Origin of the sequence: Kaistia soli DSM 19436 (assembly GCF_900129325.1) — a bacterium.
GTDB lineage: Bacteria > Pseudomonadota > Alphaproteobacteria > Rhizobiales > Kaistiaceae > Kaistia > Kaistia soli.
Window position 1 is genome coordinate 325,286 of the sequence record NZ_FQUP01000003.1, and the last position, 20,985, is coordinate 346,270.

At 65.7% G+C, this 20,985-nt stretch carries 17 protein-coding genes and 1 pseudogene; all 18 read left to right on the plus strand.

Annotation, left to right across the window (positions count from 1 at the left end):
- Positions 1-33: 33 nt before the first annotated feature.
- The 18 genes and pseudogenes from BUB39_RS15000 (at position 34) to BUB39_RS15085 (ending at position 20,978) form a co-directional block, all read left to right on the plus strand.
- A complete protein-coding gene (locus tag BUB39_RS15000; RefSeq protein WP_073054795.1) occupies positions 34-687 on the plus strand; it encodes a hypothetical protein in 654 nt (217 codons plus the stop codon).
- 9 nt (positions 688-696) lie between these two features.
- Positions 697-990 (plus strand): hypothetical protein, encoded by a 294-nt coding sequence (locus tag BUB39_RS15005; RefSeq protein WP_073054796.1) that lies wholly within the window; start codon positions 697-699, stop codon positions 988-990.
- On the plus strand, positions 987-2,126 hold the full coding sequence (locus tag BUB39_RS15010; protein ID WP_073054797.1) for a phage late control D family protein: 1,140 nt from the start codon (positions 987-989) through the stop codon (positions 2,124-2,126). The genes BUB39_RS15005 and BUB39_RS15010 overlap by 4 nt, the downstream gene beginning before the upstream one ends.
- A 15-nt stretch (positions 2,127-2,141) precedes the next feature.
- Positions 2,142-2,846 carry a phage baseplate assembly protein V gene (locus BUB39_RS15015; RefSeq protein WP_073054799.1) on the plus strand — a complete coding sequence of 235 codons (705 nt, stop codon included), beginning with the start codon at positions 2,142-2,144 and terminating at the stop codon, positions 2,844-2,846.
- A gap of 4 nt (positions 2,847-2,850) precedes the next feature.
- A complete protein-coding gene (locus tag BUB39_RS15020; protein ID WP_073054801.1) occupies positions 2,851-3,123 on the plus strand; it encodes a hypothetical protein in 273 nt (90 codons plus the stop codon).
- Between the two features lie 2 nt (positions 3,124-3,125).
- The gene (locus tag BUB39_RS15025; protein ID WP_073054804.1) at positions 3,126-3,494 is read left to right on the plus strand and encodes a GPW/gp25 family protein; all 369 of its coding nucleotides are present in this window, start codon (positions 3,126-3,128) and stop codon (positions 3,492-3,494) included.
- The gene (locus BUB39_RS15030; RefSeq protein ID WP_073054806.1) at positions 3,491-6,130 is read left to right on the plus strand and encodes a baseplate J/gp47 family protein; all 2,640 of its coding nucleotides are present in this window, start codon (positions 3,491-3,493) and stop codon (positions 6,128-6,130) included. Before BUB39_RS15025 ends, BUB39_RS15030 begins: the two co-directional genes overlap by 4 nt.
- A 1-nt stretch (position 6,131) precedes the next feature.
- Positions 6,132-8,774 carry a putative baseplate assembly protein gene (locus tag BUB39_RS15035; protein ID WP_084527427.1) on the plus strand — a complete coding sequence of 881 codons (2,643 nt, stop codon included), beginning with the start codon at positions 6,132-6,134 and terminating at the stop codon, positions 8,772-8,774.
- Positions 8,771-11,056 (plus strand): hypothetical protein, encoded by a 2,286-nt coding sequence (locus tag BUB39_RS15040; protein ID WP_073054809.1) that lies wholly within the window; start codon positions 8,771-8,773, stop codon positions 11,054-11,056. Before BUB39_RS15035 ends, BUB39_RS15040 begins: the two co-directional genes overlap by 4 nt.
- A 24-nt stretch (positions 11,057-11,080) precedes the next feature.
- Positions 11,081-14,302, plus strand: coding sequence for a DUF6519 domain-containing protein (locus BUB39_RS15045; protein WP_175561880.1), 3,222 nt, complete (start codon positions 11,081-11,083; stop codon positions 14,300-14,302).
- A gap of 10 nt (positions 14,303-14,312) precedes the next feature.
- A complete protein-coding gene (locus tag BUB39_RS15050) occupies positions 14,313-14,648 on the plus strand; it encodes a hypothetical protein (RefSeq protein WP_073054812.1) in 336 nt (111 codons plus the stop codon).
- A 277-nt stretch (positions 14,649-14,925) separates the two neighbouring features.
- Positions 14,926-15,252: pseudogene (locus BUB39_RS15055) on the plus strand (helix-turn-helix transcriptional regulator); the annotation flags it as partial.
- Between the two features lie 170 nt (positions 15,253-15,422).
- A complete protein-coding gene (locus BUB39_RS15060; RefSeq protein ID WP_073054815.1) occupies positions 15,423-16,691 on the plus strand; it encodes a M20/M25/M40 family metallo-hydrolase in 1,269 nt (422 codons plus the stop codon).
- Positions 16,688-17,500 carry a FadR/GntR family transcriptional regulator gene (locus tag BUB39_RS15065; protein ID WP_084527429.1) on the plus strand — a complete coding sequence of 271 codons (813 nt, stop codon included), beginning with the start codon at positions 16,688-16,690 and terminating at the stop codon, positions 17,498-17,500. The genes BUB39_RS15060 and BUB39_RS15065 overlap by 4 nt, the downstream gene beginning before the upstream one ends.
- Complete coding sequence (locus tag BUB39_RS15070) at positions 17,497-18,456, plus strand: ABC transporter permease (protein WP_073054817.1); 960 nt, start codon at positions 17,497-17,499, stop codon at positions 18,454-18,456. Before BUB39_RS15065 ends, BUB39_RS15070 begins: the two co-directional genes overlap by 4 nt.
- On the plus strand, positions 18,453-19,319 hold the full coding sequence (locus BUB39_RS15075; protein WP_073054819.1) for an ABC transporter permease: 867 nt from the start codon (positions 18,453-18,455) through the stop codon (positions 19,317-19,319). The genes BUB39_RS15070 and BUB39_RS15075 overlap by 4 nt, the downstream gene beginning before the upstream one ends.
- Positions 19,316-20,206, plus strand: a complete 891-nt coding sequence (locus BUB39_RS15080; RefSeq protein WP_073054821.1) for an ABC transporter ATP-binding protein — start codon at positions 19,316-19,318, stop codon at positions 20,204-20,206. The genes BUB39_RS15075 and BUB39_RS15080 overlap by 4 nt, the downstream gene beginning before the upstream one ends.
- Positions 20,199-20,978 (plus strand): ATP-binding cassette domain-containing protein, encoded by a 780-nt coding sequence (locus BUB39_RS15085; protein WP_073054823.1) that lies wholly within the window; start codon positions 20,199-20,201, stop codon positions 20,976-20,978. The genes BUB39_RS15080 and BUB39_RS15085 overlap by 8 nt, the downstream gene beginning before the upstream one ends.
- The last annotated feature ends 7 nt before the right edge of the window (positions 20,979-20,985 follow it).

Sequence of the window (20,985 nt, forward strand, 5' to 3'; positions counted from 1 at the left end):
CGGCGACCGTTCCTTTAGCGGGGAGTGCATGGCGTGCCTTCAGCTTTCCCAGGAAGCCCCAAGATCCGAAAAGGCGGCCTCGTCGCCTACAGGCTGCCCTCGCTGCTGCCGACGATCATCGTCTTCCAGTACAATCCAGACGAGGTCTCGCGCAGCATACAGATGCGCGGCGCTCAGGGCGGCGGCCGGGGCGATGCACAGCGCACCGCCGGAGCGCCGGACGAGACGCTCACCTTCACGGTCGAGATCGATGCGGCCGACCAGCTTGAAGCGCCGGCGCAGAACGCGGACACCGTCGCGATGGGGCTCCATCCCGCCATCGCCGCCCTGGAGACGCTCGCCTATCCGTCTTTCGCCCTTGTCGCCGCCAATGAAGCGCTGGCGCTGGGCGGCATCGCGTTCGTGGCGGCGGAACAGGCTCCGCTCACGCTGCTGATCTGGGGCCGCCATCGCGTGCTGCCGGTGCGCCTCGAAAGCCTGACCATCAAGGAGCAGGCCTTCGACGTCGCGCTCAATCCCATTCGGGTCTCGGCGGATATGTCCTTGAAAGTCCTGACCTATCGCGACCTGGAAACGACCAATCCGGGCTATTGGGTCTACATGGCAGGCTTCGCCCAAAAGGAAGTTTTGGCCGCTGCCAACACGCTCACCAGCGCGTCGGCCATTGCCGACCTGCTACCGATCTGAGGAGGCGCCATGTTCACCCGCGGCAGCCGCTATCAGGCGGTCGAGGAAAGCGAATACGTTCAGGCGGACGGACGGACGGTGCGCTACAAGCGCATCCGCTTCCTGCCCTCGCCAGACGGCCGCGGCGGCTATGTGGTGGCCAGCGGCGATCGTCCCGACACGGCGGCGTGGAACATCGCGCAGGATGCCGAAAGCTATTGGCGGCTGTGCGATGCCAACGGCACGGCGCGCCCCGCCGAGCTGACCGCCCGGGTGGGAACCCGCATCATCATTCCCGACCCGACGGGAGGGGCCGGGTCGTGAGCCTGCTTCCCTCCTTCTTCATGGTGCAGCTGGCCTTCGCGCCCTTGCCCTTCTTCGTGGCCAATGCACTCGCGGAGATCGAGGTCGAGACCTCCATCGAGGGCGCGAGCATGTTCCGCCTGCATTTCGATCTCAGCCGGAATGTCATCGGCGATTTCGATGCCATCATGATCGACCTGTTCCGGCCGTTGGTGCCCATTCGCATCAGCCTGTCCTTCGGCCTCGGACTGCCGATGACGCTGATCAACGGCTTCGTGCGCGATATCCAGCTCAACGTTTCCAACACGCCCGGCGGTTCGCGTCTCGAAGTAGTCGGCGCCGATCAGCTCGGCACGACCATGGGCCATATCCAGATCCCGATCCCCTGGCCCAACATTCCCGACAGTGCCATCGTCGCGGCGATCTTCGGTAAATACGCCATTCTGCCGGCCGTCATCCCAACGCCGCCGACGCGGACGATCCTCGACACCACCACCACCCAGCAGGATCGCGACAATGCCTTCCTGCAGCAGATCGCCTCCTTCCACAGCTACCATCTGTTCATTCAGCCCGATCCGATCGTAGGGCTCGATGTCGGGCATTTCATGCCGATGGCGATGATGACGGCGCTACCGCCGCAAGGCGTGCTGTCGATCGATTTCGGCAGCCAGACCAACCTCACTGGCTTCAGCCTCACCAATCAGATGCTTCGGCCGGCAACGGCGATCAGCGTCTTCCCCGAATCCAACACGCGCGCACCCATCCCCATCGTGGTGCCGGCAGCGGCCGAGATCCCGATGGGGCGCGAGCCCTCCCTCACGCGGATCATCCCGCCGCCGATCGAAGTCGAAACCAGCAACGATGCCGCCAATGTCGCCGAGAAGACGTTGCAGGCGATCGCGCGCGTCACCGACTCCGCCCGCACCGTACGTGCCAATGGCGAGGTCGACGGGTTGAAATATTCCAGGCCGCTCTTGCCGGGCCTGCCGGTGCTGGTGCGCGGAGCCGGCAACCAGCATTCCGGTCTCTACCTCGTGACCAGCGTCAGCCATCGCATCTCGCGCGATGGCTACACCCAGAGTTTCGAGGCACTGCGCAATGCCGTGGGCCTGACCGGAGCGGAGATCTTCGTCGATCCGCTCGGGCCGGTCACATGAGAAGGATTGGGCACCATGGCTGACCATGACGGCGGCAAGCGGCGGCGCCAGCGCTGGTACGGCAAGTATCGCGGCACCGTGTTCAACAATGTCGACCCGCAGAGCATGGGCCGCATCATGGCAAATGTTCCGGAGGTGCTGCAGGCGGTGCCGACGGGCTGGGCCAGTCCCTGCGCACCGGTTGCGGGCGTGAAATCAGGCCTGTTCTCGATTCCGCCGATCGGTTCGGGCGTGTGGATCGAGTTCGAGGCCGGCGACGTGTCCCGCCCGATCTGGGTCGGGGGCTATTGGGGGGCGCCCGAGGCGCCCAACGAACCGCCCTCACCCGGCCCGCCTTTGCCAACGCAGAATATCTGGCGGTCGCCCCTCGGCCTCACCATTGCGACCGACGACCTCATGCAGACCGTGGTCGTCACCGATGCGCTCGGCACCAACAAGGTCAAGGTCGACGTCAAGACGGGCACCGTGACCCTCACCGGGCTGGCGCGCGTCGTCTTCGAGGCGCCGATCGTGCAGGAAGGCAGCGGCCAGGCCTTTCATCCGGGCGTCCTGGGCGACCAGCTGCTGACGTATCTGAGCTCCCTCGTCACCGCCTTCAACACGCATGTCCATCCCGGCGAATTGGCGCTCGGCTTCATGCCCGTCACGCCCGCGCCGCCGGTGGCGCCGATGATGCCGCCGACGCCCGCCTTGATCTCCACCAAAGTCTTTCTGGAGTAGAGCCATGGCGATCAAACCCGGCACGCTGGACGATTTCTCGGCTTCGATGGCGGAAGCGATCGAGCAGTCGCTGAATACGAGCCTGATCGCCGATGGCCTGCCAGGATTGCCGATGGAGGACACGCCCGAGCGGCGCGACCGCCGCCGGCTGTTCGTCGCGATCGCACGCGGAGTGATCGGCCATCTCAAGGCGCAGCAGGCCAGCATGGTCGTCCACTACGACGATGATGGCGTCAGCCGCACCACTTCCGTCACCCTCGGCACGACGGGAATCTAGCGATGGCCGCGCATCTCGACATCACCTTCAGCTTCGACGCAAACGGGCGGACCGCCGTCACCGACGATGACGATCATATCCGCGACATGATCAAGGCGGTCCTGTTCACGACGCCGGGCGAACGCGTCAATCGGCCCGATTTCGGCTGCGGCATCCGGCAGCTCGTCTTCGCCCCGCTCAGCGACACGTTGACCGCCACCACACAGCATCTCGTCCAAGGCTCGCTGCTGCGCTGGTTGGGCGACGTCATCCTGGTCGAGGACGTCGCGGTCGAGGCGATGGAGTCGACGCTTTCCATCACCGTCACCTATTCCGTCCGCGCCACCTCCGAGCGCCAGACGGCGGTGTTCGAAAGGGCGATAGCGTCATGATTTCGCGCGAGGAGCCGCTTTGGTGCGATGACGAACAGCGCAACGCGGTGCTGGCGGCACCGGCGCATCCGCTCAACGGCATCGATTTCGTCGAGTATTATCGCAATCCGCTGGCCCCGCCCGGCCAGCGGTTCCGTCTCGAAGTGCGCTTCGTCAAGCCGCCGCCGGCGGGCCTCGTCGGCTCGCCCGCCTCGTTCTCGATCGAGGGCGGTATCCGCATCGTCGGCGTCGAGGTGCTCGACGTCGTCGCGACAGCGGCAGCGGACAGGCTGGCCGTTTTCGTCGACCGCGAGGGCGACCTCTCCACCTACTGGCTGCATGTCGCCGATCCTGGGATCGATGCCGAGCGCTCCGAAGCGCCGTTCAGCTTCAAGGCGGGCTGCCCTTCGGAGTTCGACTGCGCGCCGCGTCATGATTGCGAGCCCGAAACATTCGTCGAGCCGGCGCTCGACTATCTCGCCAAGGACTATCAGAGCTTCCGCCGCCTGCTGATGGATCTGGCGCCTCAGCTCAATCCCGATTTCACCGAGCGCAATCCGGCCGATCTGACTGTCAGCCTGATCGAGCTCTTCGCCTATACCGGCGACTATCTCAGCTACTTCCAGGATTGGGCGGCGACGGAAGCCTTCTTCGACACCTGCCGCGATCGCATCTCCGCCGCGCGCCATGTCCGGCTGATTGACTACCAGCTGCATCAGGGCCGCAATGCGCATGGCTTCGTGCAGTTTGACGGCGCGGCGGGCGTCAATGGCACTGTCCTCGCCGGCACGAAGCTGATGACCCGCGTCAGCCAGCCTCTGCGGGGTCAGGTCGCCGCGCCCGGCTTGATCATCGCTCCCGGAATGGCCGATCTCGACACCGACCCAGCCCTGCAGTCGGTGACGGTTTTCGAGACGGCCGCACCCATCCGTGTCATCGGCGCCCGCAATCTGCTGCGCATCCATGACTGGGGCGATGCGACCTGCTGCCTTGCCAAGGGCGCGCGCGAAGCCTGGCTCTTCGCCACCCGGCCTCTCGGCGGTGGTGACCTCGGGGCGAGCCGTCCGGATCTCCAGGCCGACGAGTATCTGCTGCTTGAGGAAGTGCTGGGGCCGACCACCGGACTTGCCGCCGATGCCGATCCACGTCACCGGCAGGTGGTGCGTCTCGAAATGGTGGAGAACGCCACCGACCCGGTATTCCGCGACACGCTTGTGGGCGGGCAGCTCACGCCGGCCGGGGTCGGCGACACGCCGCTGCCGCTGCTCCATGTCCGCTGGCGCGAGCAAGATGCCACGCGCATGCCGTTCTGCCTGTCCGCCATGCAGCAGCAGAGCGGACAGCTGATTCCGCTGGTCACCATCATCAGGGCCAATGTCGCGCCAGCGGATCATGGCCGCACGGTCATCCGCGAACTGCCGAGCCTCGCCGTTCCTGACGGCACCCTGCCAGCCGTCGAGCCGGGCAGCAGTCGCTGGCCGATAGATATCCAGCCGCTGATCGATGCGCCGCTCACCTTCCAGACCATGCCCAGCGATCCGATCTTCGCCCCCGATGGGCGGCTCGCCACCGGCAGGCATGATCTCGACCAGCCCGCCGACGCGGCCCTGCCGGCGATCACCGTCGAATATGGCTGGGAGGGCGTCGACAGCGAATTGTTCCGGCCCCAGCGTACATTGATCGGCAGCGACATGTTCGACGCGCACTTCGTCGCCGAGATCGGCAACCGGGGCGACGCACGGTTGCGGTTCGGCGACGACCAGTACGGCCGTCGCATCGATCGACCGATCAGCGCCCGCGCGCGCTATCGCATCGGCAACGGGCGGGCCGGCAATATCGGGACCGACACGCTCAAGCACATCATCACGCCAGAGGCCGCCGACCTGGTCGATCCGTCCAATCCGGGTGGCCCGGCCCTGCCCTTCCCGGCCATCACGGCGCTGCGCCAGCCGCTTGCCGCAACGGGCGGTACCGACCCGCAGAGCATCGAGGAGGCGCGTCAACTCGCGCCAGAGGCCTTCCGGGCCGAGACGTTCCGCGCTGTGACGGAAGCCGACTATGAGGCAGCAGCGCTCAAGCTGAACGGCGTCGCGGCTGCCAAGGCGCGGTTCCTGTGGACCGGCAGTTGGCACACCGTGTTCGTCGCGCTGCATCCCGACGATCCGGCCTCGCTCGACCGCCTGCCCGGCGGCGGCGCCGTTCTCCGGCCGGCCTTTGCAGCTAAGGCGAGCGCCTGGCTGGGCCGCTACCGCCTCGCCGGATATGATCTGGTGGTGAACGCCGCCGTCTATGTGCCGATCGAGCTGGACATCAGGCTCTGCATCAAGCGCGGCCATTTCCGGGGCGAGGTGCTGCAGGCGGTCAGCGACGCGCTGTCAAACCGGCGCCTCCCCGGAGGCGTGACGGGCTTCTTCCATCCCAGCAATTTCCGCTTTGGCTCGTCCGTCTATTCCAGCCGGATCTACGCCCTACTGCAGTCCATCGATGGCGTCGAGTCCGCCCGCATCCTCACGATGAAGCGCTATTGGGACCTGCCCAACGGCGAATTGGAGCGCGGGCTGGTGCCGATGGGCCCGAACGAAGTCGCGCGGCTGGACAATGACCGCAACCAGCCGGAATTCGGCGTGCTCAGGCTGAGCGCGGTGGGAGGGCTTTGAGATGACGCACGCTCCCTCGGCCGATTTCTGCAGTTGCTGCGAACCCGGAGCGCCTCCCGCACCGCTGGTGATCGAAAACCGGCCCGGATTGACCGAAATCCGGTGGAAAACGGGCAGCTACGCTACGTTCCGGCAGGCCATGATCGATGCCATCGCCTCCGGCTCGCCGAACCCGGTGGATCCAGACGACACGCTGTGGCCCGCCGAAGTCCGCGCCGCATTGCAGGCCCTGAGCAGCCGCAGCGACGACGATTACGCCATCATGGCGATCGACCTGTTCGCGGCGGTTGCGGACGTCCTGTCATTCTACAGCGAGCGCTACGCCAACGAGATGTTCCTGCGAACAGCGCGGGAGAGGGATTCACTGCTGCGCTTGGTGCGCATGATCGGCTACCGGCTCTCGCCGGGCGTTGCCGCCACCACCGCGCTCGCCTTCACGCTCGATAAGGGCGCGCGCGTCAGGCTCACGCCCGGGCTCAAGGTGATGAGCGTTCCGGGCCAGGATGAGCATCCCCAGACCTTCGAGACCATCGCAGCGGTGCAGGGCGATGCCCGGCTGAACGACGTACCGGTCTACGGCGCGCCGATCCCCAAGGCCCCCTTCGCTGCCGGCAGCCGGCGTTTCCCGATCCTCGCACGGCCCGATCGACTGACCCAGCGCGACAGCATCGTCATCGTCGGTGGCGGCACCATTGAGCTTCACACCGTGCGGCAGATCGAGCAGATGCCGGATGGCGAATATCTCGAGCTCGAGAGCTATATCGGTGTTCCAGGAGCAGGCTCCGTCGGCTTCAAGATCAAGCGCAGCCTCAATCTGTTCGGCTACAATGTGCCCGACAGCTATTCATTCTACGATGCCAACCCAGCGCTCCCTCCGGCCAAACGCTGGGTCACCAAGAAGGCGGCCGTCGATTATTCGCTGTCGCTCGCCGCGAGCGGCGCGCGCTATAGCCTCGATCGCAAGGTGGAGGATCTGAAACAGGGCGCGACGCTGCTGGTCGATTGCGGCCCGACCGCCGCACAGCGCTTCGCCTTCGGCTTCGTTGGCAGCATCGACACTGATGCTGTCGTTCTTGGTCCTATGACCGACACGGTCACGCGGATCGGGATCCAGCCAGTCGCGCCACTGGTCGGTGCCGCCGGCTTCGCGCTCTTGATCGGCCAGGGCCTTCCGCTCATTCCGGATCTCCGCAAGACGCGGATCTTCGAGATCGAGACGCCGGCGATCGTACCGCGCGGCTACGCTTACCCCGCCGCGCTCTCGGGGCAAACCCTCCATATCCGCTCCGACCATCTCGACGATTTCGGACTGCTTGAAAAGAAGCGGAGGATCGTTCTCTCGCAAGGAACGGTCCGGCATCTGGCGCAAATCTCCAGTTTGACGCCCCTCGCAGCCGGCAGCGACGGGATCGCGCATGCTCTCATTGGCTTTACGCCGGCGCTCGGGACGCCGCTGGTCGAGCCGCGCATGAACGCCAATGTCGTCGCCGCAAGCCATGGCGAAACCCAGCCGGACGAGACGCTGGGCCATGGTGATGGCAGCCGGACGTTCCAGCAGTTTCGGCTGCAGCGCAGCCCGGTGACACGACTACCCTCGGCCTCGGGCGTCATCCCGCAGAACGAACTCGCGGTGCGGGTGAATGGCGAGTTGTGGCAGGAAGCGCCCTCGCTCTTCGGACATGGCCCAAGTGAGCGTCTCTACACGGCACGCACCGGCGACGACGGCGTCACTACCCTCGCCTTTGGCGACGGCCGGACCGGCGCGCGATTGCCAAGCGGCGCCAGCAATGTCGTCGCGCGCTATCGTACCGGCCTCGGACTGGCAGGCCGCCTCCAGGCTGACCAGCTCAGCACCCTGCTGACCCGTCCGGTCGGTCTTCGCGCCGTCACAAATCCGCTTCCGACCGATGGCGGTGCCGATCCGGAAGCATTGACCACCGCCCGCAGCAGCGCGCCGGCGACGGTTCGCACCTTCGGCCGCGCCATTGCCCTCCAGGATTTCGAGGATGTGGCGCAGCAGACGGGCCTCGTTGCCCGCGCCCGCGCCAGTTGGGCGTGGATCGGGCTCGAACGGGCTGTACAGCTCACCATCGCCGGGGTCGATGGTGCGCGTCTTTCCTCCGATGCCATGGCGTTGCTGCACGCAGCGCTCAACTCGGTGCGCGACCCCAATCACCCCCTCATCCTCGGCAATCTCTGGCGCGTTCCGGTCGTCGTAACGGCGCGCCTGTTGCGCGATCCAGCATACGAGGCGGACACCATAGAAGCCGCCGCACGGACGGCTCTGAACGCGTTCCTCGCCTTCGACGCGCAGCCACTGGCGCATCCGCTGCATCTCAGCCAGATCGTCGCGGCGCTGCAGGGCGCCACCGGCGTCTCGGCCGTCGATGTCGATCGTTTCCGGATCAAGGGCAGCGAGAGCTGGACAGCGGCCCAGATCGCACGACGCGGCGCAACTACCGACCCGCTACAGCCGAATATCCGGATTTTCGATGCGCGCCCCCTGGTTCCCATCGCCGATCTTGACCCCCTGTCCATTGCGGGGCTCGCACTCGATCCGGAGGCGCTCGCGCTTCCTGCCGAGCAGGCCTTCGTGGCGGTGCCGGCCACCGATATCCTGCTGAACGTGGTGGAGGGATTATGAGCGCTTATTCCACCGCCTTGCGCGACAAGCTATTTTCGCTGCTCCCGGCCTATCTCCAGGAACTGGATGGGCCAGACCGTCGCAACCCCGGCGATCCGCCCGGCCCGCTGCAGGCGCTGCTCAGCATCATCGAGGGGCAGGCTGACGCGCTCGATGCCGACATCCTCCAGCTTTACAACGATGCCTTCGTCGAGACCTGCGAGCCGTGGGTCATCCCCTATATCGGCGATCTCGTCGGCACCACGCCACTGTTCGACGAAAGCCGCGTACGCGGCGGCGACAGCGCCGGCGAATTGTTCGGCAACCTCAACGGTCCCAGCTTCCGTCCCCAGATTGGGCTGGGCAACCGGGCCGATGTCGCCAAGACGATCTACTACCGCCGGCGCAAGGGCACGGTGCCGATGCTGGAGGAGATGGCCCGCGACGTTACCGGCTGGCCCGCCCATGCGGTCGAGTTTTTCCAGCGCCTGCAATGGACGCAGCGCATCAAGAATCATATCCGCCCACAGGCGATCCAGTGCCCCGACCTCCGTTCCCTCGCCCGGTTGGATCGGCTGGACGGCGCATTCGACGAGACGTGCCGGACTATCGATGTGCGGCCGATCGGCGAGATCGAGGGATGGTATGGCATCCGCAAGATCGGCTTCTTCCTATGGCGACTGATCGCACAGAAGTTCGAGGCCGTGGACGCGTGCCGCCAGGGTGCGGCGGGTGATTTTCGTTGGCGATTCAGCCCCTTGGGACAGGATGCTCCACTGTTTTCCGCGCGCCGCCGCGAAGACGAGGAAACCGGACTGAGCCAGCGCCGCCATGTCCCGCAGGCGCTGTCGCGACCTGACTTCCACGAGGATATGCGCCGCGCCCTGCTGCAGCCAGTCATCCCCGACTTCTCCGAATATTACGGCTTGTTCGACCCATTTGCCGGGATGGTGCTCGCCGAAGACCGGGCGATGATGATCTTCATTAACGGCGCGCCAGTCCCGATTTCGCGGATCCGCTGCCGCAATCTCGAAGCCTGGGGTCAGCCGGCGGGAAATCAGGTCGCTATCGATGTCATGACCGGCCGGATCGCGCTCGGGCCGATCGCCGCCGCGGCAGCGGCGGCCGGCGGGGTGCGTGTCTGGTTCCATCACGGCTTCCCGGGCAATCTCGGCGGAGGCGCGTATCGTCGCCGTCCCTGGCTGATCAAGCCGCCGGCCGGCGCCCTCATCCTGCATGTCGACGGCAGCGGCGATCCCGGGACCTTCTCAACCATTGCTGCCGCCCTCGCCCAATGGGTCGCGACGGGCAGGCCCGATTGCATCGTCCGCGTGCACGACAATCGCACCTACAGCGACGCGATCGCCATTGAGCCGGCTGACGGACGCTTCATTGCCATCGAAGCAGCCGACGGCAGCCGGCCGCATCTGCGCCTGCCTGGCCCGCTTGCCATCACCGGCGATCACGACACCGCCACCGTCACCCTGGGGGGCCTGCTGATCGAAGGTCGCGTGACGATCAACGGTTCGCTTGGCAGGCTGCGCCTCATCCACACCACGCTGGTGCCTGGCCAGTCCATCGCAGCGCCCGATCCTGTTCTGCCGCCCGGCCCACCGCCACCGGTTCAGGCCAGCGTCACCGCCGCCGCGACTCGGGCAGATGGCAGCCCCGCCAACACGGAACTGCGGCTGGAGGCGGCCTTCTCGATCATGGGGCGGCTGCGCCTCCCTGAACACTCAGAGCTGATCGCGCTGCTCGATTGCGCCGTTGACGGGCTCGGAGGCATCGCCATTGCCGGTGTCCCGGCCAACAGCTCCGGTCCGTCCTGCCGGATCGAGCGTTCGACAATCCGCGGCGCCGTGCAGGTGCGAGAAATCGATCTCGCCACCGACAGCATCTTCGACGGCCGCATCACCGTGCTGCGGCAGCAGATCGGCTGCCTCCGCTTCAGCTATGTCATGCCGGGCTCTACAACGCCGCGCCGCTATCGGTGCCAGCCGGACCTCGCCTTCAAGCGCGCGAGCGAAATCGCCGGGCCGATGACCCCCGCCGAAAGCGCCGTGCTGCGACAGGAGACCGAGATGCGCGTGCGTCCCGAATACACCAGCGAGGCGTTTGGTCAGCCGGCCTGGCTGCAATTGCACCGCAAGGTCGCAACGGAAATCGCCACCGGATCGGAGGATGGCGCCGACATGGGCGTGTGGTGCCATCTCAAGCAACCGCAACGCCTCGCCAACCTGAAGCTGCGTCTCGACGAATATCTTCCCTTCGGTCTCGAAGCCGGATTCATCCGCGTCACCTGACCGTGTCTCGAAAGGCGAATGGCCATGTCCGGCGATTATTCCCGCTTCACATTCGATCCTCGCAGGCGCTTCGCGGCCGTCTTGATGCAACAGGGCCGGGTCCAGCTGGATTCCGATTGGAACGAGGAGGCCGATCTCCTGCGGGAACGGGTGCGCGTGCTTGGCCTCGACGCCGGCGGCGCCGCATGGGTGGCCCATCTCACCACGCCCAATGCGTTTCTCATCGGATTGCTCGCGGGACCTCCGGCCGATCTTTCAATCGGCGAAGGCCGGCTCTATCTCGACGGCCGTCTGGCGGAGGTGTTTGCGGGCGAAGGTATCACCTATCTTAATCAGCCCTTCCTGCCCGACCCGCCGCCATTCAATCCAGCGGTCGATACGCTGGTCTATCTCGATATGTGGGAGCGCGAAGTCAGCTGGGCTGAGGACAGCCGCCTGCTCGATGTCGCGCTCGGCGGCGTCGATACCACCACGCGCATCCAGCAGGTCTGGCAGGTCAAGCGCGTCGAACCCGGCAATCCAGCTGCCTGCGGTGTCGATCTCGATGCGCTGTTCCCGCCCTCAGCCGGGCGGCTGACGACCTCGGCCGTGGCCCCGCCGGCGCCGGATGATCCTTGCGTGCTACCGCCCAATGCCGGCTATCGCGGCATCGAGAACCGTCTCTACCGCGTCGAGGTTCAGGTCGGTGGGCCGCTCGGCACGGCCAGGTTCAAATGGTCGCGCGACAATGGCTCGATCGTCTCGCGCGTCAGCGCCATCGCGGTTGCCGGCGGTCAAAGCCAGATCAAGGTCAACCGTATTGGCCGCGACGAGGTGCTGCGCTTCACCGTCGGTGACTGGGTGACGCTGACCGACGACTATCGCGAACTCAACGGCGAATCCGGCCAGATGGCTCGCGTCGTCGATATCGACGAGGCCCAGCGCATCGTCACGCTCGACCGCGCGGTCCCCACAGCCGGCCGGCCCTTCGGCCCGACGGCGGCCGACATCACCAGCCGGAACACCCGCCTGCAGCGCTGGGATGAGCAGGCACCCGCCAACGTGCTCGATGCCGACGGACTGATGACCACGGCGGCCGGGCCGCTGGACCTCGAGGACGGCGTTCAGGTGAGCTTCTCCGTCTCGCCGGCTGGCGGCAGCTTCCATGTCGGCGACTACTGGGTATTCGCCGCGCGCACCGCCGATGCCTCGGTCGAGGTGCTTGCGCAGGCACCGCCGCGCGGGATCCGCCACCAGTATCTCCAGTTGGCCGCCATCCCCGCCGGGGCTACGCCGAGCGATTGCCGGCCGCCGCCGCCGTCTTCGGGTGAAGGTTGCTGCACCTTCGTGGTTCATCCGGGCGAGGACATTCAGGCCGCGATCGACGCCCTGCCGCCCGAGGGCGGCTGCGTCTGCCTGAAGGCCGGCCTCCACCTCATCGAAAGTCCCCTGGTCCTGCAGAAGGACAATGTCTCCCTGCATGGCGAAAGCCTCGGTGCCATCCTCTACAACCGGCGCGGCACTGGCCTTTTGATCGTCAGCCAGGCGCTGCACGACCGGGTCCACGACCTCGTCTTCCGCCAGGGCGAAGCGGGCGCACAGCCGGTCATTCAGATCGAAGGGGCCGAGGACTTCGGCCTTTCCGACTGCCGCATCGAAATGTTTGCGCGGCGTGATTCGGTCGGCCTGTTCGCAGTCGCCTCGACCGGCATCGACATCGCAAACTGCACCATCGGCACGCCGAATATCGGCCTCTGGTTCGAAAAAGGCTGCGCCGATGTCAGCGTGACCGGCTGCGCGCTCGATATGCCCGGCGACCAGGAGGACCAGACGACCAACGTCGCCATCGTCGCGCGGGAAATGCGCGGGTTCCTGACCATCGAGAACAACATCATCACCGCAGCGATCAACGGCATCATCGTCAACGACAACGCCGCCGGCCCGCCCCGCTCGCGCGCCCGCCTGCCGCGTATCAGCGGCAATCGCATCCAGCTTGGCGTCAACCGACAGGACGAAACGGCCTTTGGCATCGACGTGGCGGCACCGAACGCCATCGTCAACAACAACCAGCTGATCTATCGGGAAGGCCGGCTGATCGGCATCCGCCTCTGCGGCAGCGGATCGAGCTGCACGGACAATGTTTGCATCGCGCGCACCAGGGAGGTTGGCTTAACCGTCGCCATCGTGGCGGGCGACGAAACCGACGGCAAGTTCCTGCCGCTGGAACGCATCGCCATCAGCGGCAATATTTTGGAAGGCCCGCAACATGGCATCGTCCTCGCCGGCGTCGCGCATGCTGATGTGAGCGCCAATCTGCTCGGTAGAAGCGCGGTGCCGTTCGGGCTGGGCATTACGCTGAACCAGTCCACCGACACCATGGTCAGCGACAATCATATCCTCGAGCCGACCTTCGGCATCTTCGCGATGTCAGGCGCACGCAATTGCCTCCGGCAGAACCGCATCGACGGCGGCAATTTTGGTATCGGCATCGCACTCGAAGAGGCGCCATCGGTGACCGAATGCCGTCTCACCGATCTCGACCGCGGCGGCATCTTGATGCTCGCCACAACGCAGCGCTCGACGATCGTCGAAAACCGCCTGATCCGCTGTGGAGGCGGCGTTGATCGAGCCGTCGCGATCGGCGCTTTGATCGTGTTCGGCGAATGGCATGTCGAGGCGAACGAGGTCATGGATACCGGCCTTTCGGCAGACAAGGCCGGCCCCGTCGCCGCCATCGCCTATGGCATCAGGGGCCTCTATGTCCTCGAGGCGCGCATCGCCAGCAATCTCGTGACCTATAGCGATGCCTCCACGCGTGACCCGGCCGCCGAGGATCGCGCGCTGCTCATGCAGGGCCTGCTCGACTATATTATCGACTTCGGCGACAGGCGGCTGGAGATCGGCTTCCCCGTGCAGATTTGCGACAACAAGTTCATCGGCACTGGGGCCACGGCGCTTGTAGAGCTGCTGGAAAGGCAGATCAACGATCGCATCTATCTGCGCTTCGAGCGGGTGATGGTGTCCGGCAACTACTGCGCTCACGTCACCGCAAACGGCAATCAGCAATCCGCGACCGTGCATCTGCTCGGTCGGGCGCTGACGATTTCGTCCAATCAGATCAAGGCAACGACGCCCGGCTTTCCGTCATGGCAGCTTAACGGCCGGCGCGGCCCCTTCATCGGCAACATCTCAAACGGACCGACGCTCGGTCGCGCGCCAGCCAACCAGTTCCCGAGCCCCGAAAACGCCTTCAACATGATTGTATAGGGAGAGCAGCATGAACCTCGACCAATTGCTGAAACGCCAGGAGAGCCTGACGGCCGAGCTCACCAAGGGGCTGCAGTCGACCGGCTTCGACGCTGCCATGCTGCGACGGCCCGTCGAGGTGAACGAGGCACGAGCCGTGGCCATTCGATCTCGCATCGCGGCGATTGAACAGGAAAAGGCTGACAGCATCACCTGGGCCGACCAGCAGATCGCGGCGCTGAAGGCCGAGCTCGGAACGCTTGGCGATGCGATCAAGTCGGCCGAGGCCATGATCGAACCGGCGCTGAAAGCGACCAAGACGGCAAAAACGAGAGCCGAAACCAAGGCTCGCCCCAAGGCGAAATAACTGCGCCTTGGGTCATCCTGTCAGGCGAAGCGATACCGGCGACGCTGGCCATGCAGTCGGTGGCCGCAATGACGTGCTGCAAGATCGTCTATCAAACGTTGGAAGCGCGCCGGCCTAGACAGTAGGCACGGTTCCGCCGTCGATGACATATTCCGTTCCGGTATTCAGCCGAGCAGTCGCTCTGCCTTGGCTCCGAAGCCGTTGAGGTTCACGCCGAGACCTCGCCTTTCCGGTCCAGCGACCGGACCGTGGATCTTGCGGTCGCATCTGACGACGGCGAGCCTGCGCCATGTCCCGGACGACCTTCGCGCTGCATTTCCGAACAGTCGCCGGCGTTGCGCCCCTGACCTATCTCACCGAGTGGCGCATGCACATGGCAGAGCGCGCCTTGAGAGACGAGAGCAAGTCTGTCGCCTCCATCGCCCGGTCGCTTGGCTACACCTCGGAAAGCGCCTTCAGTAACGCCTTCAAACGCGTGACCGGCTCGTCGCCAAAAGCCTATCGGATCGCGGCGCGGCTGTCAGACCCGTCCGCCGCCGAAAGACAATACGCCGAAGCCGGATCGAGAGACGCCCCTGCCACCGAGAGCGTCGACGCGCTCTAGGGTTCAATCGATTCAGCTGATCAACTGACCGCAATCAAGCCATCACTCCCTGCTCGCGAACGCACACACATTAAGCACTTCAGGGAGGTGCAATTTTCATCGGCAAACCGCTTGCTGAGCGCGTCCAATTTGGCATAGGGTCTGAACTCTAAACCAAAAAGCATCGCCCTATGTATCCTGATCTGGACCGCATCATTGAGGCCAACAGCGAAAGCGCATTTGCGTTTCTCGAGCGGCTGGTGTGCGTGCCTAGCATCGTCGGGGCGGAGCAGTCGGCGATGGAGGTCTTTGTCAACGAGGCATTGTCGCTGGGGCTGAATGTCGAGCGGCTGCCCTTCCTCAACGGCGCCCTGGCGGACCGTCGCGCCGGCGTTGCGCCGCCCGCAGAGATGGTAACCGCCGACCGCTACCAAGCGGTGGCGACCACGCCCGGCGATGCAGACTTGACCCTGCTGCTCTACGGGCACATGGACGTCGTTCCGGCCGAAAACCCGCAATTATGGACCAATCCGCCCTTCGAGCCTCAGCGCCGCAATGGCCGGCTCTATGGCCGCGGTGCCGGAGACATGAAAAGCGGCTTCGCGGTCGGCATGCTGGCGTTACGCGCCTTGGCCGACGTCGCGCCCGACCTGTTCGCGACGAAGCGGCTCGGCTTTGTCGCGGTGATCGAGGAAGAGTGCACGGGCAACGGCGCCCTGCGTTCAGTCAGCGAGCACGGCGTCATTGCATCCGAGGTCGTCCTGCTGGAGCCGACCGATCTCGGCCTGCTGGTCGGCGGCGTCGGAGTGATGTGGATCGACATCGAAGTCGCCTCGCCCTCGGGCCATGCGCACGACGCGGGCGCGCATAGCAGCGCGTTTGATCTCGGCCTTCGACTGATCGACGCGCTGCGCCAGTGGTGCGAGGATCTCGGTCGCACCGAGCCCGAACCGAGCATGGCGACCAACCTCAATCCCTATTCTCTCAATCTCGGCAAGGTGCAGACCGGCGACTGGACGTCGACGGTTCCCTCGCACGCGACCTTCAGCGTCAGGGTCGGCTATCCGCGTAGCTGGTCACCGGACAAGGCGGAGGCTGTGGTGCGCGCGGTGGTCGCAGACTTTGCTTCGCGGTCAGGCTTCCCGGTCGACCCGACCGTGACACTCACCGGTTTTCGGGCGCGGGGATACCTGCTCGATGAAAAGTCGGCCTTGGTTCGTGATCTCACGGCGGCGCATGTCGCGGCCCACGGCGTTGCTCCCGCGGTCTACACCCTCGGCAGCACGACCGATGCGCGGATCTATCTGAACGATTTCGACACGCCGGCCGTATGTTTCGGCGCCATCGCACACGGGATGCACGGCATCGATGAATCCGTGGAACTCCAAAGCATCGTCGACGCAGCCAAGACGCTCGCACGGTTCATCCTGAAGCGCTTCGCAGACGAGGGCGCGCAATGAGCGAGCGCGGGGCAGCGGCAGCGATGCCGCCGACCACTTCCGAGCCGACGGAGGCGGTCGGCGCCGCGCAGCACTGGGGCGCGCCGATCGTAACGCGGCATGTTGCCGACGATGTCGTCGACCGGCTGGTGACTGCCGTCGCCCTCGGTCTCTACGTGACTGGCCAGCAACTCCCGACCGAACGAGAACTCGCTTCGATGCTCGGGGTCTCCCGCACCTCGGTGCGCGAGGCGCTGAAGCAGCTCACCGACCAGGGCTATCTCGAAGTGCGCCGCGGCCGCAATGGCGGCTATTTCGTGCTCGCCAATTGGGGACCGAGTTCAGCGGAACATGTGCGACGGCAGATCATCGCCAACTGGAGCGAGTTCGAGCACATCTTCGATGCCCGAACTCTGGTCGAGCCGATGATCGCGCGGACCGCGTCGGCAAGGCGCACCGATGCCGACATCGCCGCCATGGCCAAGGCGCTGCAGGACTATCTCGACGCCCCCGACCATGACGCCTCGCGGCGCGCGGATTCAGCGTTGCATCTTGCCATTGCCGGGGCGACGCATAATCCGATCCTGGTGGCCATGTCGGTGGATCTTCGCGCCAAGATCACGCTCAACCTTGGTGCAGAGCCCTATACCGACGCCGCGCGGCGCACCGCCATCGGGCAGCACACCGATCTCGTCACAGCGGTGATCGAAGGCCGGGGCGACGACGCGGCGGCGATTGCCGCCAAGCATTTCGCCATCTCCGAAAACCTCATCCGCCAGTTGGTCGACCGGGCCGAGCATGACGGGGCAGCGATCGGAGCGCCGAAATGAGCCGGCAGCTTGGGTTCATCGTGCGACGACTGCTGCTCACGATCCCGATGCTCTTCGTCATGAGCATCGTCGTCTTTCTCATCATCCGCCTGGTGCCGGGCGATCCGGTCCGCACCATGCTGGGCTTCCGCGCCACCGACGCGAATGTCGCCGAGCTGCGGCACCGGCTTGGTCTCGACCAGAGCCTGCTCGATCAATATCTGAGCTGGGCCGGTGCGCTGCTGCGGGGCGATCTCGGCAAGGATATCGTCAGCCATGCCTCGCTGGCGCAACTGCTGGCGCAGCGCCTGCCAGTCACCTTCGAGCTGACGGGGCTGTCCATGCTGCTGGCCGTGCTCGTAGGCGTGCCGCTCGGCGTGCGCGCCGCGACCGGTGGCCGCTGGATCAGGCGCCTGACAGAGGGGTTCGTGGTCATCGGCATCAGCGTGCCCGACTTCTGGCTGGGCATCGTGCTTGTCCTAATCTTTGCCGGCACGCTGATGATCCTCCCGCCGTCAGGCTATGTGCCGTTCGCCACCGACCCAGTCGGGAACCTCCGCTACATGGTTCTGCCGGTGCTGACGCTCGCAACCGGCGAGGCCGCCTATATCCTTCGCACCACGCGTGGCGCCCTCGGCTCCGTGATGAGCCGTCCGTTCATCACCTTCCTTCGTGCTAAGGGCATCAGCCCGCGGCGCATCGTCTTCGGTCACGCGCTCCGCAACGCCGGGCCGTCGATCGTCACGGTGATCGGCATCCAGGTCGGCGTATTGCTCGGCGGCGCCATCATCATCGAGACGATGTTTGCCCTGCCGGGTGTCGGCCGCCTGGTGGTGACCGGCATCAATCAGCGCAACTATCCGACAGTCCAGGTCGGCATTCTTGCCATCGCCACGATCTTCATCGTCGTTTCGCTGATCACGGACCTCATCGTTGCCTGGCTCGACCCACGCGTCGCCGATGGAGCCGGAACATGACCGAGACCGCGAGCACACCGATCGCCGGCGGCAAGATCGAAAGCCACCGCCACTCGCCGAAGCGCTTGATGCTCGTCGGCGGCGGGATCCTCGTGTTGCTCGCGCTGATCGCTATCGCCGCGCCGCTGATCGCGCCGCATGATCCCGAAGCTGTCGAGGTCCATCGCGTTCTCGGTGCACCGAGCCTGCAGCATCCATTCGGCTCCGACGTACTTGGACGCGATGTGCTCAGCAGGGTGATCTACGCCTTGCGCGCGAGCCTGATGGTATCGGTCTCGGCGGTTCTCGCGTCGCTGATCCTCGCGGTGCCGCTCGGCCTCGCTGCTGGCTATTTTGGCCGCTGGGTCGACAGCACAATCTCGCGGACGCTCGATCTGATCCTTGTCTTTCCAGCGATGCTGCTGGCGGTGACCTTCATCGCCATTCTGGGGCCGGGCAGCGTCATCGCTGCGATTGCCATCGCGGTGATCTATCTGCCGATCCTCGCCCGCGTCATGCGCACCAGCACGCTGATCGTGTCGCGCAACGACTATATCGCCGGTTCCCGTGCCCGGGGCGCCAGCCATCTGCGCGTCCTGGCGACGCATGTCGCGCCGAACGCCTTTGGCCCCGTGATCGTTCAGGCGTCGGTCCTCAGCGCGTTCGCCCTGCAGCTCGAGGCCGGCCTCAGCTTCCTGGGGCTCGGCACGCAGCCGCCAACGCCTTCGCTTGGCGGCATGTTGGCCGATGGCCGCGAGGTTTTGATCCAGGCACCGTGGGTCGAGATCTTCCCGGGCCTCGCGATCGTCGTTGCCGTGCTCGGCTTCACGTTCCTCGGCGAAGGACTGCGTCGTGCTTTTGATCCGCGCGGGGTGGCCGAATGAGCGCGGTGCTCTCAATGCGCAATGTCGGCGTGAGCTTCCGCACAGCCGATGCCGCGCAGCCGGCGCCCGCGGTCGACGGCGTGTCGCTCGACATCCATCGTGGCGAGATCTTTGGCATCGTCGGCGAGAGCGGCAGCGGCAAGAGCACGCTCGCCAATGCGGTGATGGGCCTCCTTCCCCCCAACGCCTTGGTCAGCGGCAGCATCAGGGTCAATGACCGCGAGGTGGTCGGCCTCAGCGACGACGCGCTGCGCTCGATGCGGGGCGACGAAGTCTCGATGATCTTCCAGGACCCGACCGCCAGCCTAGATCCCACCTGGCCGGTCGGCGACCAGATCGCCGAGACGATCCGCGCGCACTACCCCGTCAATGCCCGTGACGCCAAAGCTCGCGCTATCGCCTTGATGGGCGAAGTTGGCATCGCGGATGCCGCCGCCCGCTATGGCGACGTCCCTCACCGCTTCTCGGGCGGGCAGCGCCAGCGCATCGTCATCGCGGCAGCGCTCGCCAACAACCCGCAACTGCTGGTCGCCGACGAGCCGACTACCGCGCTCGACGTCACGATCCAGGCTCAGGTGCTGCAGCTCATCGACAGGTTGCGCCGCGACCATGGTACGACGGTCCTCTTGATTACGCACGATCTCGGCGTCGTCTCGATGGTCTCCGACCGCGTCGGCGTGATGTATGGCGGCAGGTTGCTTGAAACCGCCGCGACGCGTGAGCTGTTCGCCAATCCCAGCCATCCCTATACGCGGGCGCTGCTCGCGGCCAATCCCGCCGGCGCGCCGCGCGGCACCCGCCTGCCGGTCATCCCCGCCGCGTGGAACATCGAGAGCCTCCGCGAAGCCGAACTGCTGCGCGCCGCTGCGGGAGCCGTCAATGACTGAGCTGCTGCGGGTCGAACATCTGCGGAAGAGCTACGCCACCGCCCTTCCCTGGGGCCGCAAGCCGCCGCCGGCGCTCAACGACGTGTCGGTCGTCGTCGAGCGCGGCAAGACGCTTGGGCTCGTTGGTGAAAGCGGCAGCGGCAAGAGCACCCTTGGTCGCTGCATCCTTGGACTCACCCGGCCGGATAGCGGCGCGGTGATTTTCGACGGCGTCGAGGTGCAGGCGCTGTCCGGGCGTGCGCTTGCCGCCTTTCGCCGGCGCGTCCAGCCGGTGTTCCAGGATCCTTTCGGCAGCCTCGATCCGCGCTGGCCGGTCGGCCGCAGCGTGCGCGAGTCCCTCGATTGCTTCGGCATCGGCACGCCTGCCGACCGCGAACGCCGGGTACTCGATCTCTTTGACCGCGTCGGGCTCAACCCGGCTCTTGCCGGTCGACTGCCAACCCATCTCTCCGGCGGCCAGCGCCAGCGAGTCGGGATCGCCGCCGCCCTTGCGAGCGAGCCGGAATTGATCATCGCCGACGAGCCGGTCAGCGCGCTGGACATGAGCGTCCAGGCGCAGATCCTCAATCTGCTCATGGACCTGCAGCAGGACCTCGGAGTCGCATCGATCTTCATTACGCACGATCTCGGCGTCGTCGAGCATGTCAGCGACAATATCGCCGTGATGTATCGCGGCAGCATCGTCGAGATGGGCGAGACCGAAGCAGTCATGAACCATCCGCAGCACGACTATACGCGCACGCTCCTCGCCGCCATTCCCCGCCCTCGCTGATCCTTGC

Excerpts from the sequence above, each read along its gene's own strand:
- BUB39_RS15050 (WP_073054812.1), top strand. The coding sequence starts at position 14,313 with ATGAACCTCGACCAATTGCTGAAACGCCAGGAGAGCCTGACGGCCGAG.
- BUB39_RS15015 (WP_073054799.1), top strand. The coding sequence starts at position 2,142 with ATGGCTGACCATGACGGCGGCAAGCGGCGGCGCCAGCGCTGGTACGGC.
- BUB39_RS15065 (WP_084527429.1), top strand. The coding sequence starts at position 16,688 with ATGAGCGAGCGCGGGGCAGCGGCAGCGATGCCGCCGACCACTTCCGAG.
- BUB39_RS15035 (WP_084527427.1), top strand. The coding sequence starts at position 6,132 with ATGACGCACGCTCCCTCGGCCGATTTCTGCAGTTGCTGCGAACCCGGA.
- BUB39_RS15045 (WP_175561880.1), top strand. The coding sequence starts at position 11,081 with ATGTCCGGCGATTATTCCCGCTTCACATTCGATCCTCGCAGGCGCTTC.
- BUB39_RS15070 (WP_073054817.1), top strand. The coding sequence starts at position 17,497 with ATGAGCCGGCAGCTTGGGTTCATCGTGCGACGACTGCTGCTCACGATC.
- BUB39_RS15085 (WP_073054823.1), top strand. The coding sequence starts at position 20,199 with ATGACTGAGCTGCTGCGGGTCGAACATCTGCGGAAGAGCTACGCCACC.
- BUB39_RS15020 (WP_073054801.1), top strand. The coding sequence starts at position 2,851 with ATGGCGATCAAACCCGGCACGCTGGACGATTTCTCGGCTTCGATGGCG.
- BUB39_RS15075 (WP_073054819.1), top strand. The coding sequence starts at position 18,453 with ATGACCGAGACCGCGAGCACACCGATCGCCGGCGGCAAGATCGAAAGC.
- BUB39_RS15005 (WP_073054796.1), top strand. The coding sequence starts at position 697 with ATGTTCACCCGCGGCAGCCGCTATCAGGCGGTCGAGGAAAGCGAATAC.
- BUB39_RS15060 (WP_073054815.1), top strand. The coding sequence starts at position 15,423 with ATGTATCCTGATCTGGACCGCATCATTGAGGCCAACAGCGAAAGCGCA.
- BUB39_RS15040 (WP_073054809.1), top strand. The coding sequence starts at position 8,771 with ATGAGCGCTTATTCCACCGCCTTGCGCGACAAGCTATTTTCGCTGCTC.
- BUB39_RS15025 (WP_073054804.1), top strand. The coding sequence starts at position 3,126 with ATGGCCGCGCATCTCGACATCACCTTCAGCTTCGACGCAAACGGGCGG.
- BUB39_RS15080 (WP_073054821.1), top strand. The coding sequence starts at position 19,316 with ATGAGCGCGGTGCTCTCAATGCGCAATGTCGGCGTGAGCTTCCGCACA.
- BUB39_RS15030 (WP_073054806.1), top strand. The coding sequence starts at position 3,491 with ATGATTTCGCGCGAGGAGCCGCTTTGGTGCGATGACGAACAGCGCAAC.